The following is a 14,773-nucleotide window of genomic DNA, read 5'->3' as shown; positions in this document are numbered from 1 at the left end:
CACTACGAAGCCGCTATGCGCCGGTCGCACGCGTGTGTAGGCGATGTATGAACCGGGTGGACCAGACTGTGCGGCGCCAGAGAAAACGGGGGTTGTCGATGGTTCCGGTCGAGGCTGTGCAGGTGTTGGTGCTGGGTTCGATCGAGGTGTTCGCGGGTGATCATCAGATCGCCATGTCGCCCCTCGAACGCGCCCTCGTCGCGCTGCTGGCTCTCGCACCCGCTCGCGTCGTGTCAACGGGGGCGATCGTGGACGGGCTGTGGGGCGATCGACCGCCGCGGTGTGCCCGGACCAGGGTGCAGGCCCTGGTCTCGGGCATACGCCGCAAACTCGCCGGGTCGGCCGGGGCGCTGCGCACCAGCGCCCCGGGTTACGTGTTGACCGCCGACGTCGACCAGGCCCGGTTCGACCGGCTGGTCGCGCTCGGCCGGTCCGCGCCCGACGCCGAACAGGCGTGTGTGGCCTATGACCGGGCGATCCGCCTGTGGCGCGGCCCGGCGCTGGACGGCGTCGAGGCGCCGTTCGCCGGCCTGGCCCGGGCGGCGCTGGCCGAGGGCCAGTTGCTGGCCGTCGAGGATCACGCCGACCTGAAGCTGGCCTGTGGCCGCTACCGCCACCTCACCCCGGACCTGGTCGAGTTCGTCGCCCGGCATCCGTTCCGGGAGCGGGCCCGCGGCCAGCTCATGACCGCGCTCTATCACGCCGGCCGCCAGCGCGAGGCGATCGAGGTCTATCGGGCCGGGCGCGACCTGCTGCGCCGGGAGCTCGGCCTCGACCCGTGCCCGCAGATTCAGCAGCTCTATCAGCGAGTGCTGCTGCAGGACCTGTGTTAGGGCTTCTCGAGGGCTCGAACCGAGTCGAGCTCGGCCTGCACCTCGTCGGCCGCCGGATCGTCGTCCTCGCGATAGAGCATTACCGCTTCGGCCAGCACGGCGGCCGCCTCGGCGAACTCCTTGCGGTCGCGATGCACGTCGCCGAGGCCGCGCAGCGCCCACCGTTCATAGACCCGATAGCGCAGCTCGCGGGCCATCGTGAGGGCGATCCGATAGTGTCGCAGGGCCGCCTCGGGGTCGCCCGCGAGCAGGTGCAGGGCGCCCACGTTGACGTGCGTGTTGGCTGCCACGTCATCGTCCCCGGCCGCCTCCGCCTGGGCCAGCACGGCCTGGTTGAGGGCGAGCGCCCGGTCATAGGCGCCGGCCCTGCGCAGGGCATAGGCCAGGTTGAGCCGGGTCACCCGGATCACCACCGCATTGTCGCCGGGCAGCCCGACGAGCACGGCCAACGCATCCTCCAGGGTGGAGACCGCCTCGTCGACCTCGCCGATCTCGCTCTTGAGGCAGCCGATGTTCATCGCCACCACGGCCGCGCCGCGGACGTCGCCCATCTGCTCGCGCACCGCCCGGGCCCGGGCGTACGTGGCTAGCGCCTCCTCCCGGCGGCGCAGGTGGCTATAGGCGATGGCCAGGCTGTTCAGGATGTCGGCCTGCCCGGCCGCCGACCCGTCGGCCTCGGCCGCGACCAGCGCCGACCGCATCACCTCGATCCAGGTCGTGCGCGACGCGCGACGCTCCAGCCAGCCGCGCAGGTTGGTCGCCAGCTGCCAGCAGGCCCGAGGGTGCCGGTCGGTCCAGCGCCCGATCAGCGCGATCAGATTGGACGCCTCGGCGTCGAACCAGTCGAGGGCGGCGTCGGCGTCGGCGAGAACCACCGGCTCGACGACCGGACCGTGCAGCTCGGGCTCGACCGGCGGCATGTGCGGCCGCAGGAACCGCTCCCCGGCCGCGGCCGCGGTGCCGTAGCGGTCGAGCAGCCGCAGCTCGGCGTCCGGGTCGTGCTCGGAGAGCTCCCGGGCATAAAGCGCGAGCAAATCGTGCAACGCATAGCGGTCGGGGCCGGTCTCGGTCAGCAGATGATTGGTCACCAGCTCGGCCAGGGGTTCAGCGGCGTCCGCTCCGGCCAGGGCGGAGGCGGAACCGGCCGCGGGCGCCGGACCGGGGAACTGGCCGAGCAACCGGAACAGCCGGGCCGCCGGGACGGACAGCGCGCGGTAGGAGAGCTGGAACGCGGCCCGCACGGCCACCCCGCCGTCCTCGACCGCCAGCTCGTGCAGCCGCTCGTGCTCGGCGGTCAGCGCGTCGGCCAGCTCGCCCACCCCGATCGAGGATGCGGGCCGCAGGCGGGCGGCCGCGATCCGCAGCGCCAGCGGCAGCTGGTCGCACAGCGCGGTCAGCCGGCCGAGCTCCGGATCGGCCGCGTCCAGCCCGGTCAGGGCGGCCAGCAGGTGGCGCCCGTCGGCCTCGGGGAGCGGCGGGATCGACACCACGGTCGCGTCCGAGTGGACCACCAGGCCGTCCAGCCGGCGCCGGCTGGTCACCACGGTCCGGCTCGTCCCGGCCGCGAGCAACGGGCGTACCTGGTCGGAGTCCTCGGCGTTGTCGAGGATCGCCAGATAGCGGCGGTTCGCGGTGAGCGACCGATAGAGGGCGCCGCGCTCGTCGACGTCGGCCGGGAGCTCGTCGGCCGGGACGCCGATTCCGCGCAGCAGCCGTTCCAGTGCCCGGTGCGGGGTGAGGGCCGGCTGCTGGCCGAACCCGTGCAGATCGACGAAGAGCTGACCGTCCGGCGACTCGGCGGCCCGGTCGGCCGCCCAGTGCACGGCCAGCGCGGTCTTGCCGACTCCGGCCCCACCGACGATCACCGCCACCCGGGGTGTGCTGTCGAGGGTGCGCAGTTCGGCCGTACGCCCGACGAAGTCCCTCGGCCGTGGCGGCAACTGAGCCGGGGCCGGAGGGCGCCAGACGGTCGGGACCGGCGCGGGCGGGTCGCCGACCAGGATCGCCTTCTGCAGGGCGGCCAGCTCCGGTCCCGGGTCGAGGCCCTGTTGCTCGGCCAGCGTCGCCCGGAGCTGCTGGAACTGCTGGAGGGCTTCCTCGCGGCGCCCGTCGCGCCAGAGGGCGCGCATGAGCTGGCCCCGGAAGCCCTCGTGCAGCGGATGCTGGACGACCAGTTCCCGCAGCTCGGGCTGTACGGCGGCATATTCGTCCAGCTTGAGCCGGCACTCCATCGAGGACTCGACCGCGCCGAGCCGCTGATCGTGCAGGCTCAGCCGGCTGGCCGCGACGAACGCCCCCGACGCGTCGGCCAGCGCCTCACCCCGCCACAGGTCGAGGGCCGACCGCAGCGCGTCGGCGGCGTCGGCCCAGCGTTCGGCCCGCATGTCGGTGCGGGCCCGGCTGACCAGCTCCTCGAACCGCACCAGGTCGAGCTCGTCGCCGCCCAGCGAGAGCTGATATCCGCCCGCCCGGCCGACCAGCTCGGCGTTCGACCCGGCGGTACGCAGGTGACCCCGCAGCACGCTGACCGTGGTGTGGACCTGGGAGCGGGCACTGGCCGGCGGCTCCGGCCCCCAGAGCGCGGCCGCGATCCCGTCCGCGGTGACCAGGCGGTCGCTGTTGAGCAGCAGATAGGCCAGCAGGCCGCGGCGTTGCGCGCGGGGCACGCTGATCGGTTCGGCGGCGGTGCGGATCTCGACCGGCCCGAGGATGGCGAATCGCGGCGTCAACTACGGGCCCTTCAGCGGTCGTGGCGTGTGACCGGATGAAAGCTACCTCGCCCTGTCGCGCAGTTTCGAGTGGCTGTGCACGGTCTTCGCGCACGGCCACGCGCCGCTGATCGTCGAGCAGGCCTTCCGGGACCGGTTCGCCGACTCTCATTGGCGGATGGAGGCGAGATTTCGCAGCAGCAGGGCTTCGGACAGGCAGATTCGGGCTAGTTCCGTGAGGTCCAGGCTCTCGTTCGGCGAGTGGGTGCTGGAGTATGGGTCTTCGGCTGCGGTGACCATGATCGTTGCGTGGGGGTAGAGCGCCTGCAGCTCGGCTACCAGGGGGATCGAGCGCCCAGGCCCATGTCTACGGGGTCGGTGCCGTCCCACGCGTCGCGTAGGGCGGCGTGGGCGGCGTCGATCACCGGGCCCGAGGTGGGGAGGCGATTGGGCTGGCCGCTGACCTCCAGGGCGACGGTTGTCTGGGCGCCCCAGGGGACGTGCTTCTCCAGGTGGGCCTGCAAGGCGGTCCAAGCGTCTCCGGCGTCCACTCCTCCTCGCCCTCGACGAACAGGACGACGCCGACCGGCAGCTCGTCGCCGAAGGCGCGCGGGGCGGCGACGTGGGCCACGATGCCGGCCTTGTCGTCGGCGGTGCCGCGTCCGTAGAGGCGGCCGTAGCGCTCCTGCGGCCCGAACGGGTCGCCGGTCCAGAGCGAGCGGTCGCAGGCGGGCTGCACGTCATGGTGGGCGTAGAGCATCACGGTGGCGCCCCGGGTGGGGCCGGCCGGCGGGCGATCACGGCGTTGTGCGTGATCGTCGGGGTCAGGCCGCAGCCGCGAAGCAGGTCGGCCACGGCCTCGGCGGAACGTTCGAGCTCGCCGCGGTCGAAGCCGTCGAAGGCGATGCCCGGAATGCGTATGAGCCGTTCAAGGTCGGCGCGTAGGCCAGGAAGTTCACGGTTGATCGCGGCTCGAAGGTCCTGCACGGAGAGCGTCATGGGCAGTGTTTGCCCGCCGAGCCCTCGCTCGTCACGGCCGCCGGTCGTGATGATCAGAACATGAACCCGCAGGTCAGAGGTGCGTTGAGGCCCGGGCGGACCCCCGGATTGGGCATTGGGGGACCGGGCAGGGTAGGGTTTAACTACCGACGCGGGGTGGAGCAGCTCGGTAGCTCGCTGGGCTCATAACCCAGAGGTCGCAGGTTCAAATCCTGTCCCCGCTACAAAGGGAAACGCGGTCAGTCTTCGACTGGCCGCGTTTTTCGTTTCGGAGACACCGGGGCCCTGTTCGCGTTCTGGAAGAAGCTCGGCCGAGCCCTGCGAACGATCAGAGCCCGGCAGCAGTCGGCGACGGCGAAGAGCCTACGTCTGGATCAGCGGGTGGTATTCGTCCTCGGTGAGGCCGAACGTCCAGGCGACGCCCTCGCGGGCTGTGCGGGTGGTGGGCGGCACTCGGAGCCAGTAGATGCGGCTGGTGCCGTCGGGCTCGGGGGTGGCGTTGACGACCTCGACCATGACGAGGGGCTCGTCGCCGTCGAGGGGGAGGTGCCAGAGGGTGCCGGTCTCGTCGTTGTGGATCGTTTGGGCGCCGGCCTCGCGCAGGTAGCGGTCGTAGCCGAAGTGTTCGAGCATGACGCGGCGCAGTTCGGCGTTGGGTTCGGCGCCGATGCGGGCGGCGGTCAACGTGGGCAGCTCGGCGGCCAGGTCGACCGGGATCGGCATGCCGCGCCAGGCCCACAAGGCGTAGCCGTCGGGAAATTCCATCGCCGGACCCTCGCCGCGGTGCAGGCGGCCCACGTTGTCGCGGGTCAGCAGGCTCGGGCGTTCGGTGAGGACGGCGAAGCGGGTGCCGGCCCACCACCAGCCGCAGTGGCGAGCGGTGGCGGCCAGCCCGGTGAGACCCGCCATCAGGCCGGCGTCGGGGCGCAGGCGGTCGGCGGCCTCGAAAGTGGACAGCCAGGCGCCGTCGTGTTGCCCGTAGATCGCGTCGAGCAGGCGGGAGCGGGCCGACCGGCCCAGGTCGCCGGGGAGATCGGCGCTCAGGTCTTCCCCGAGGCGCAGCCGCAGCCGGGCGGCGACCCGGTCCATCACCAGGGCCCAGGAGCGGCGGCCGGCGGCTGCGCTGAGCTGGGCCCACCCGTCGGGGCCGAGCGCCTGAGCGGCCCGGTCGCGGGCAGCGGCCCACGGCTCGGTGCGCACGAGCCGCCGGACCGAGGGACCCGCGGTGTCGCCCGGAACCCACCCCTGCCGGACCAGGGCCGACTCCACCTCGGCGACCCAAGCGGGACCGGCCGTGGGAAGCGCGGCGGACAGCAGGGCGGCGGCGACTGCGCCGGCGCGGGGGGAGCCGAGCCAGAAGATGCGCTCCGGTGCTGGGAGGCCGGCCTGGCGGTAGGCCTCGCGGACGGCCTCTTCGGCGGCGGGACGGTTGGCGGGAGCGGTTTCGAGGGCCGCGGCCAGCCACTGGTCTTCGACGGCGGCGGCCATCGTCTCCTGGTCGTCGGTGAGTCGCATGGCGGCTGCCTCTCAGTCGGCGACCGGGCGGAAGGAGCCCGGCACGTATTCACGCTGGCGGATCACGCGGTAGTGCCCGGCCGGCAGGGCGATCGGACCGTGCTCCTCGTGGCTGACGCGGCCGTAGGTCGGAGCGTCGATGAACATGCGCTCGGGGTCGTCGACGTCGGCGAGCAACTGGAGGCCGGGGCCGCCGACGACGTGGGCATGACCGGTTGCCTCGCCGCGCGCCAGCACCATGCGCCCGCGCCGGTCGCGTGGCACGGCCGTGCACTGTGGCACGTCGGTGACGAGAACGGGCACCATCAGCACATCTCCCTGCCGATACATCAAGCCTCCCGGGCATCGAGTTCGGCGGTACCGTACCGCTCGCCTACGACAGTTTTGGCGGGCCAGGCCGCCGGGATCCGTTCCAGCAGTCCATCGGTGTAGACGTCGCGCAGCCCCAGCGGCTTGAGGTGCACATAGCCGATGTGGCAGTCGCAGATCGCGTTGCTGCACGGCCGGGGCCGCAATGCCGTCTGCCACGATCCGTCGTACAGGTTGCCGAGTGGTGTGGGTATGAAGTGGCACCGCCGTACGGTCCCGTCGCCCAGCACCGAGATCGCCGTCTCCCCGGCGTGGCACGGCAGCCCCAGCGAGGAATGCGGCCGCACGCTGTCGCCGAAGAGCGGGTCCAGCGCCGTCCACCGCTGCTCGTCCGAAGAGCTGTAGAGGTGGCCCTCGGCCGCGTTGATCCACAGGTAGACCGACGGCGGCAGCGCCTCCCGCAGGGCAACCGCGTCGTCGTAATGCGACGGCAGCCCGACCACGCCGACCGAGTAGCGCGCACCCAGCGCGTCCAGGCGCCGGCAGCGGTCGAGGAACCGGTCGCGCGTGACCTGCCCGGGGTGATAGGTGGCCCACAGCGCCGCGACTGTCGTGTCCGCCTCGGACAGCCAGTCGACCCGGGCGGCCAGGTTGGTCTGGATCGCGACCCGGGCGACGTGCGGCAGGTGCGAGAGCCGCACGATCGTGTCGCGGTACCAGCTGCGCGTCAGCCCTTCGCCCCACGGCGTGAACAGCACCGACAGTCGCCGTTCGCGAAAGCCGGAGACCCAGTCAGCGAAGCGTCGCAGGTCAGCTCGGTCGGCCCGAAGCAACGAAGGTGGATCGACCCGCTTGGCGAAGGGGCAGTAGGGGCAGTCGTAGTTGCAGCTGGCGAGCGGGCCGCGGTAGAGGATGTAAAGGTCATCGGAGGACATAGGCGCCCATCGCCTCATGCACCGGGCCCGACACCAGCCAGGGACCGATCGCATCGGACCACGCCAGCCCCGCAGCGGTCAAAGTCGCGAGATCATCGGAGAGCCAGCCGCGCGAGACCAACGAGGCGAGCTGCGGGAAGTCGTCCGCGTGGGAGCTGCCGAACCGGGCCCGGTAGGCCGAGGCGTCCACACCGGAGCTGCGCAGCAGGGACTTGAGCAGCCACCGCCGCCGCTGCTCGGCCAGGTCGAGGTCGAAGCCGATCTCGGCGTACCGGAAGTCGTCGGACGGCCGGGCCAGGTAGTCGTCGATGACCGCGCGCACCTCGGAGACGCCGACCGCGTAGTCGAAGGAGTAGTGCAGGGACGACGTGTACGACCGGGCGCCGCACCCGAGCCCGACCATTCCGTCGTCCTGGCAGCAGTAGTCGGGGCCGTCGATCACCGGCGTGCCGGCCAGCCGGAACTGGCGCATCGACTGCTGCACGTAGCCCGCGGCCGTCAGCACCGACACGGCCTGGTGATAGAGCTGCTGACGCTGCCGGTCCCAGTCGTCACGCCCGTGCGCGCGTCGTCCCAGACCGGTCAGCGGCCGCACGTAGAGCGGGTATAGGTATAGCTCCTCGGGCCGCCAGCGAAGTGCCTCGTCGAGCGAGTGCTGCCAGGTCTGCGGAGTCTGACCGTCGATGCCGTAGATCAGGTCGATGTTGAGCACGGGGATCCGGGCCGCACGGATCGTCTCGAGCGCGGCCAGCACCTCGGGCAACCGCTGCGGTCGCCCGGCGGCGTGGGCCTCGCGGTCGAGGAAGCTCTGCACGCCCATGCTGACCCGCGTCGTGCCGTGCGCGGCCAGGACTTCGAGCCGGTCGGCGGTCGCCGTGGCCGGGGACGTCTCCACCGACATCGGCAGCCGGGCCGGGCCGAACGCCAGTTGCACGATCTCGAACAGCGAGGTGAGCTCGTCCGCGGTCAGATAGGTCGGGGTGCCGCCACCGATCGCGAGCTGCGCGAACGACGCGTCGCCGGCCAGCGAGTCGCGGACCGCCACGGCCTGCCGCCGCAGCTGGTCGAGGTAGGCGGTCACCTGTTCGGCGGGTGGGTTGGCCCGGGTGAAGAGGTTGCAGAAGCCGCACCGCATCTCACAGAACGGCAGGTGGACGTACCCGAAGAGGTTCTCCTGCCGCTCCGGGGCCCACACCGACGTCAGGGTGCGTCGTGGCGAGAGGCGGCGATAGGCGGTCTTGTGCGGATAGGCATAGAGGTAGCCCTGATAGGGCGAGTCCAGATTCATGAGCGTGGTTCCAAGACGAAGTCGGCGTACGGGACTGTCCAGACCGCTTCGTGGGCGACGCGATGGCCGACGTGGCCGTCCTCGCCGTAGAGCGTTCCGTGGTCGGAGCAGATGATCACTTGGCAGGGCCGGCCACGCCCGGTGACCAGGTCGAAGAGCCGGGGCAGCAAGCTATCCACATAGGTCAGAGCGGCCGACTGGCTCGCCATGCTGTCGACCTCGGCTCCCGCCAGATAATGCTTGTTGGGTTGATGCATCGCCGCCACGTTGATAAAGGTGAAAAGCGGACGAGAACCGGCGACGATGGTTTCGAGCCGGTCGAGCTGGGCGCCGAAACAATCGGGCGCGGTGACACCGAACGACGGCGACCAGTGCGACTCGGCGAACAACCCCGGCAGTACGCATCCCAGCGGCGAGGCCGGGTTGAAAAAGCCCACGCCGCCCAGGCAGACGGTGTGATAGCCCTCCTTCGCCAGCGCGGTCGGCAGGTCAGGGGCGTCGAAGACGTACGTCGAGGGGCCGCTGGACTCACTGCCGCCGAACCGCGCCGCGAACAGCCGCTCGTGCGGCCCGGGCGTCACCGGCGTGGGCAGGAACCCGGCGAAGAAGGCGTGGTGGGCCGCATAGGTGAAGCTCGCCGGAGTGTGCCGTCGCTCCCACCGGCCACCCGGCAACAATCGGGCCAATGAAGGCGTCGGGGTCGACACGGCCACGTCGTAGCGCAGCGTGTCGAGCGTGACGAAGAGCAGGTCGTGACTGCCGATCAGCTCACGCATGCGCCGGCCCACCGGTCGTAGCGGCCGTCGAGGAGCGAGGCGATCTCGACGTCGTACGTGTCGAGGCCGGGCAGCAGGTCACCGAACGCGTTGACCTCGGCCACCGCGTGCTGCCGCCACCCCGAGCGGAACATCAGGTCGACCCCGACGTGCAGGCTGCGCGGAAAACAGCGCGCCACCTCGGCACAGGTTCGCATCGCCGCCTCCCACGACGCCGCCCCGGCCGCCGCTCGTACGGCGGCCACGTCTCCGCGGGCGTTGCCGAGGTGCAGGTTGGTCAGCGGCGTGCGGCTGGTGCGGACCACGACGTGCGACGGCGAACCGGCGATCACGACCACCCGCAGGTCGAGCACGCGGTCGGCCAGCCCCGCCTTGGGGAACCAGCGCTCGACATGCAGACCGTCGGGGGCGAGCCGGTCGACGATGGCGGCGACCGTGGCCTCGTCGTCGTAGCGGCGGACGCGCAGGCTGTTGTAGAGCCGCCCGTAGGGCCCGACCTCGACTGAGGTCACCGCCAGGACGCGCGGCCCGGCGACGGCGAGGGCGATCACCCCCGAGGCCGACGACCCGTGCGCCGGCTTGACGAAGACCCGGCTCCACCCGGCCGCGCTCATGGCCTCGCGCAGCGACGCCCAGCCGTGCACGGCCGGCAACGCGGGCGGCACCGGGATTCCCGCGTCTCGGAGCATCGCGTGGCACAGGCGTTTGTCGTTCATGGTCAGGATGTCGTCGGCCGGGTTGAGCAGACGGCCACCGATGCGGCCGAGGGCAGAGCGCAATCCCCGATAGGCCGCGGCGGTGCCGACGATCTCGCCCGGTGCGCACGGCGCAGCGGCCCCGCGCAGCAGCCGGTCGACCTCGGCGTCCTCGCCCGGCGATTCGATTCGCACGAGACCATCAAGAACGGGGGAGCCGGTGAGCACGGAGTGCCATGAATGGACCCGCGGCGTGGGCAGCCCGGCCCGGACCGCGGCCGCCGCGAAGAGCGTCACCCTGCGGTTGTCCGGGTTGCCCACCACCGCGAGCCGCATCACTCGGCGACCGCGGTGTAGCGGCCCCACTCCCGTTCCTCCTGGCGGTCGGAGACGTCGACGCGCACGCCGGGCAGCTCTTCGACCAACCGCTGGGCCAGCTCTTCGGAGAGGAAGTGGTGGCTCAGGCCGAGGGAGTTCAGGTGGGTGAGCGGCTGCCCGGCCAGCAGGGCCTCGGCGCCGGCGTCGGACAGCACGCCCATCGAGAGGTCGAGATCGGTGAGGCGGGCCACCACCGGCGCGGCGGCGACGGCCGCGGCCAGCTCGTCGGCGATCTCGGCGTTGCGCAGCCCGAGCGAGGTGAGCGCGGGAAACGCCCGGCCGGCCAGGATGGGCGCGAGGTCGTCGGCGCGGGCGTCGCCGCCGTAGTTGTCGACACCGAGCCAGAGCTCGAGGTGCGTGAGGTGGGGCAGCTCGGCGGCGCCGACCGCGCGGACCACCTCGGCGGACAGCCCGCCGGACTGGATGACCAGTTCGCGCAGCCCCTCGTGACGTTTCGGGGTGAGCGCGAGGCCCTGCGCGCCGCGCACCCACAGCCGTTCGAGCGCGGGGAACGCCTCGAGCAGCGGGGTGAGGTCGGCCTGGTTGATCCAGGAGATCTCGCACTGCTCGTAGGTCAGCTCGCCCGCGAACAGGGCACGCAGCCTGGTCAGCCGGGACGCGTTGCGCACCAGCAGGTCGACCGGGAAGGGGAGCTCGTAGGCCGAGCCCCACTCGCCGACGACCAGGGCGACCGGGCCGCCCTCGCCGGTGCGTTTCAGCAGGGCCTCGAACGCCTGCTCGAGCTCTTCGGGCTCGGCGTCGAACTCTTCGACCTCGAGCCGCCAGGCGACGGCGGTCGGGTCGGCCGGGTCATGGTCGTCGTCCCAGGCCACGATGGGCAGGCCCGCGAACTCGCTCAGCTTCGAACTGATCGTCACGGGCGAGACCCTAACAACGCCCTCCGACAAAAATCCGGCGCCGAAGATTGTTACCTTTCCATTAATTAATAAAAGAGGCGGTGGATCTTCGGGCAACCCCAGGTGCACGATCATGCGCACGCAACAAGATCCATCGAGGAGCCTCCATGATCGTGAGGACCCGCCACCTGCTCGCCGCCGGCCTCCTGGCCGCCGGGCTGACCGCGGTCCCGGCCACCCCGGGACTCGCCGCACCCCCGCCGAGCAGCGGCTCCGATCCCTACACAGTCACCCTGATCACCGGGGACGTCGTCACCGTGAACCCGGACATCCCGGGTTGCGGCGGCGTCCGGGTCCGCCCGGCCGGCACGCACGGCGCCATCCTGCGCCGCTGCGATCCCGACGGCCACGTCCATGTCATCCCCTCGTCGGTCGCGAGGCAGATCGGATCGCTTTATGACGAGGACCTCTTCGACGTCACCACGCTGATCGAGAACGGGTACGACGACGCCCGCTCGGCCGACCTGCCGGTGATCGTCCGCCCCGCGGGCAACGCGAAGATCGCCGGTCGCGCCCTGCCGAGCATCGGCGCGGTGGCCGTACGCCTGTCCAAGAAGCAGGACAACACCGCGCGCAAGGGCACGTCCATGGGCGGGGCCTCCAAGATCTGGCTGGACCACCGGGTGCGGGCCACCCCGCTGCGCGGCAACGGCCGCCTCGACACCAACCTCACCCAGATCTCGGCCCCCGACGCCTGGCGCTCCGGATACACCGGCCGGGGCGTACGCGTCGCCGTGCTCGACACCGGCGCCGACTTCACCCACCCCGACCTGGCCGGCCGGGTCACCGAGAAGGCCGACTTCATCACCAAGGGCGGCGACGCGACCGACCACAACGGACACGGAACCCACGTGGCCACCACGGTCGCCGGCTCGGGCGTGGCCTCGTCCGGCGCCCGCCGCGGCGTCGCCCCGGACGCGAAGCTGCTGGTCGGCAAGGTCCTCGACGACCACGGCTCGGGCTCCGACTCGCAGGTCATCGCCGGCATGGAGTGGGCCGCGTCCCGCGCCGACGTGGTCAGCATGAGCCTGGGCGACTCCTCCCAGGGCGAGGACGGCCCGCTCACCCAGGCGGTGAACGAACTGACCGCCTCGACCGGCGCCCTCTTCGTGATCGCGGCCGGCAACGACGGCCCCGGCTTCGGCACGGTCGCCTCGCCCGGTAACGCGGCCTCCGCGCTCACCGTCGGCGCGGTCGACGCCAAGGACCGGATCGCCGACTTCTCGAGCCGCGGTCCGCTGACCGTCGCGCACACGGCCAAGCCCGACGTGACCGCGCCGGGCGTCGACATCGTCGCCGGTCGTGCCGAGGGCACCACGCTGGGCGCCCCGATCGACGCGCACTACGTGAGCCTGTCGGGCACCTCGATGGCCACCCCGCACGTGGCCGGCGAGGTCGCGCTGCTCGCGCAGCGTCACCCCGACTGGACGGCGGCGCAGCTCAAGGCGGCCGTGATCGGCGCGACCGACCCGGTGCCGGGCTCCGACGTCTACACCGCGGGCGCGGGCCGGATCGACGCGGCCCGCGTGCTGGGCGACGTCGTCAGCCGGCAGCCCGTCGTCTCGCTCGGCACGACCGGCACGACGGCGCCGCTGCGCTGGTCGAACAGCGCGACCGTGCTGTGGCTCGACGTGACCGTGCAGGACCGCTCGGGCGCGACGATCCCGACCCGGGCCGCGACGCTCTCGGCGAGCACGATCAAGGCGAGCGCGGGCGCGACGCTCCGCCTCGACCGTGGCGCGCTCCGCGGTCGTACGGGATATTTCGCCGCTGTCGTGACCGCCCGCACCGCCAAGGGTGAGCTGGTCAGCCGTACGCCGGTGACCTTCGAGATCCCCGCCCCGAAGCACGCCCTGACCGTGGCGACCGCGCCGATGCCCGACGCCTACCCCGACGGCGAGACCTTCGTCGCCGCCACGCTGATCAACGAGGACGACCCGGCTATCAGCAGCCGCTCGTCCAGCGGCGCCCCGGGCGACACGCTCACCTTCGCCGACGTGCCGGCCGGGCGTTACTTCGTACAGACCATGTATTTCAGCAACCCGGCCGATTGGGAGAGCCAGCGGGTGACCTCGCTCTACGACGAGGTGCTGGTGAACCGGGACGTCAAGGTCAACGGTGACGCGCGGCGGGCCAAGCCGCTGACCGCCACCGTGGACGGTGTGAACGCGCGGGTCGACGAGCTGTCGATCTCGACGTTCCGCACGGCGGCCTCGGGCCTGGCCTGGGGTCAGCAGCTCTCCGCGCACGGCGTCGACCCCGTTCGCGTCTCGGTCGGCCCGATCAGCAAGCCCCTGACCGGAACCCAGCGCGTCTACACCGCGTACAGCCTGGTCTCGCCGACTGTGCAGCCCAGCCCGTTCCACTACGACCTGATTCGCGCGCATCCGGACGGCTTGCCCGCCGGGGAGACCTATCGGGTCACGCGGGCCGAGCACGCCAAGCTGGCCCGGATCGAGCAGCACTCCGACAAGATGACCTTCCCGTACGAGGTGATCCCCGCGATGCGCCGCTGGGGCTTCACGCCGCAGGGCGAATACGTGTCGCACAGCTACGGCAACGTGCCCGTTCCCGGAACACGCACCGACTACGTCTCGCCGGGCTTCCTGTGGTCGGACGAGGGCCAGTTCAGCCAGCTCGGGCAGGAAGGCGCCCGGGCGTACGCTCCCGGAAGCCGCACCGAGAAGCACTGGGGCCGTCAGCCGTTCCACTCCGACTGGTACGACGACCCGGCCGGCGCGCTCTGGGGCTGTGCCCAGCCGCCCTCGCGCACCGTCGGCAACCTGCACTTCGACCTGACCACGCAGACCGAGTCGCACGACCGGGCCGACTGCCTGGCCGCCGGCTCGATCCTGTTCACCCGGCAGCTCTCGCTCTATCGCAACGGCAAACTGGTCGGTACCCAGCCCGAGTCTCGGGCCGACTTCTCGGTGCCGCGCGAGGCCGCCGACTACCGGCTGCAGTTCGATGTGGACATGAGCCGCATCCAGACGGTCTCGACCAAGACGAGTACGGCTTGGACGTTCCGTTCCGAGGGCAGGCCCGGGGTGGGCAGCACGCGGCTGCCGCTGCTGGCGGTCGACTATGACCTGGCGCTCGACGACGAGAACCACGCGACGGGCGCGGCGGCCACGTTCCAGGTGCGCCAGTCGCGGGAGCTCAAGGCCCAGCGGGTCACGTCGTTCACCGTGCGCACGTCGGTGGACGACGGCCAGACCTGGAAGGTGGTCACGGTGAAGAAGGCCGGCGACGGCTTCCGCGCCGTGCTGCCGGTTCCGCCCGCGGGCGGTTTCCTCTCGCTGCGGGTGACCGCCTCGGGCGACGGCGGCAGCGCCATCGACCAGACGATCATTCACGCGTACGCCGGAGTCTGAACCCGGAAAGGGGGGCGGCTCTTCGTGAGCCGCCCCCCTTCGTCAT

General features: G+C 71.7%; 10 protein-coding genes, 1 tRNA gene and 1 pseudogene. 3 read left to right on the top strand and 9 right to left on the bottom strand.

Features of this window, described 5'->3' with window-relative positions; all coding sequences use genetic code 11:
- Positions 1 to 98: 98 nt before the first annotated feature.
- Entirely contained in the window at positions 99 to 833 is a 735-nt protein-coding gene (locus EER30_RS02590; protein WP_164842206.1) for an AfsR/SARP family transcriptional regulator, read from the top strand.
- Here the strand turns inward: EER30_RS02590 and EER30_RS02585 are convergent.
- Both EER30_RS02585 and EER30_RS02580 read right to left on the bottom strand, forming a co-directional pair.
- Complete coding sequence (locus EER30_RS02585; RefSeq protein WP_127497846.1) at positions 830 to 3,562, bottom strand: AfsR/SARP family transcriptional regulator; 2,733 nt, start codon at positions 3,560 to 3,562, stop codon at positions 830 to 832. The genes EER30_RS02590 and EER30_RS02585 overlap by 4 nt on opposite strands.
- 147 nt (positions 3,563 to 3,709) lie before the next feature.
- Positions 3,710 to 4,540 (bottom strand): annotated as a pseudogene (locus tag EER30_RS02580) (M20/M25/M40 family metallo-hydrolase).
- Between the two features lie 150 nt (positions 4,541 to 4,690).
- On the opposite strand from EER30_RS02580, the gene EER30_RS02575 reads away from it, so the two are divergent.
- A tRNA-Met gene (locus EER30_RS02575) sits at positions 4,691 to 4,764 on the top strand.
- A gap of 139 nt (positions 4,765 to 4,903) precedes the next feature.
- On the opposite strand, the gene EER30_RS02570 is transcribed toward EER30_RS02575, so the two are convergent.
- From EER30_RS02570 to EER30_RS02540, 7 genes are read right to left on the bottom strand one after another with little or no spacing between them, the layout of a single operon-like run.
- On the bottom strand, positions 4,904 to 6,055 hold the full coding sequence (locus tag EER30_RS02570) for a DUF6745 domain-containing protein (RefSeq protein WP_127497844.1): 1,152 nt from the start codon (positions 6,053 to 6,055) through the stop codon (positions 4,904 to 4,906).
- 12 nt (positions 6,056 to 6,067) lie between these two features.
- A complete protein-coding gene (locus EER30_RS02565) occupies positions 6,068 to 6,385 on the bottom strand; it encodes a DUF8820 family protein (RefSeq protein ID WP_127497842.1) in 318 nt (105 codons plus the stop codon).
- Positions 6,385 to 7,299, bottom strand: a complete 915-nt coding sequence (locus EER30_RS02560; RefSeq protein WP_127497840.1) for an STM4011 family radical SAM protein — start codon at positions 7,297 to 7,299, stop codon at positions 6,385 to 6,387. Before EER30_RS02560 ends, EER30_RS02565 begins: the two co-directional genes overlap by 1 nt.
- The gene (locus EER30_RS02555) at positions 7,286 to 8,587 is read right to left on the bottom strand and encodes an STM4012 family radical SAM protein (RefSeq protein ID WP_127497838.1); all 1,302 of its coding nucleotides are present in this window, start codon (positions 8,585 to 8,587) and stop codon (positions 7,286 to 7,288) included. Before EER30_RS02555 ends, EER30_RS02560 begins: the two co-directional genes overlap by 14 nt.
- Positions 8,584 to 9,363 carry an STM4013/SEN3800 family hydrolase gene (locus EER30_RS02550; protein ID WP_127497836.1) on the bottom strand — a complete coding sequence of 260 codons (780 nt, stop codon included), beginning with the start codon at positions 9,361 to 9,363 and terminating at the stop codon, positions 8,584 to 8,586. Before EER30_RS02550 ends, EER30_RS02555 begins: the two co-directional genes overlap by 4 nt.
- Positions 9,351 to 10,424: an STM4014 family protein gene (locus EER30_RS02545; RefSeq protein ID WP_240669715.1), complete on the bottom strand. Its 1,074-nt coding sequence runs from the start codon at positions 10,422 to 10,424 to the stop codon at positions 9,351 to 9,353. The genes EER30_RS02550 and EER30_RS02545 overlap by 13 nt, the downstream gene beginning before the upstream one ends.
- Positions 10,394 to 11,314, bottom strand: coding sequence for an STM4015 family protein (locus tag EER30_RS02540; RefSeq protein WP_127497834.1), 921 nt, complete (start codon positions 11,312 to 11,314; stop codon positions 10,394 to 10,396). Before EER30_RS02540 ends, EER30_RS02545 begins: the two co-directional genes overlap by 31 nt.
- A gap of 146 nt (positions 11,315 to 11,460) precedes the next feature.
- On the opposite strand from EER30_RS02540, the gene EER30_RS02535 reads away from it, so the two are divergent.
- The gene (locus EER30_RS02535) at positions 11,461 to 14,727 is read left to right on the top strand and encodes a S8 family peptidase (protein ID WP_127497832.1); all 3,267 of its coding nucleotides are present in this window, start codon (positions 11,461 to 11,463) and stop codon (positions 14,725 to 14,727) included.
- The last annotated feature ends 46 nt before the right edge of the window (positions 14,728 to 14,773 follow it).

The organism is Actinoplanes solisilvae, from assembly GCF_003999975.1.
GTDB lineage: Bacteria > Actinomycetota > Actinomycetes > Mycobacteriales > Micromonosporaceae > Actinoplanes > Actinoplanes solisilvae.
This window is presented reverse-complemented; position numbering and strand designations above follow the sequence as displayed.

Bases quoted from the DNA above. Each gene is read 5' to 3' on its own strand.
- EER30_RS02570 (WP_127497844.1), bottom strand. From the start codon at position 6,055: ATGCGACTCACCGACGACCAGGAGACGATGGCCGCCGCCGTCGAAGAC.
- EER30_RS02560 (WP_127497840.1), bottom strand. From the start codon at position 7,299: ATGTCCTCCGATGACCTTTACATCCTCTACCGCGGCCCGCTCGCCAGC.
- EER30_RS02535 (WP_127497832.1), top strand. From the start codon at position 11,461: ATGATCGTGAGGACCCGCCACCTGCTCGCCGCCGGCCTCCTGGCCGCC.
- EER30_RS02555 (WP_127497838.1), bottom strand. From the start codon at position 8,587: ATGAATCTGGACTCGCCCTATCAGGGCTACCTCTATGCCTATCCGCAC.
- EER30_RS02565 (WP_127497842.1), bottom strand. From the start codon at position 6,385: ATGTATCGGCAGGGAGATGTGCTGATGGTGCCCGTTCTCGTCACCGAC.
- EER30_RS02550 (WP_127497836.1), bottom strand. From the start codon at position 9,363: ATGCGTGAGCTGATCGGCAGTCACGACCTGCTCTTCGTCACGCTCGAC.
- EER30_RS02590 (WP_164842206.1), top strand. From the start codon at position 99: ATGGTTCCGGTCGAGGCTGTGCAGGTGTTGGTGCTGGGTTCGATCGAG.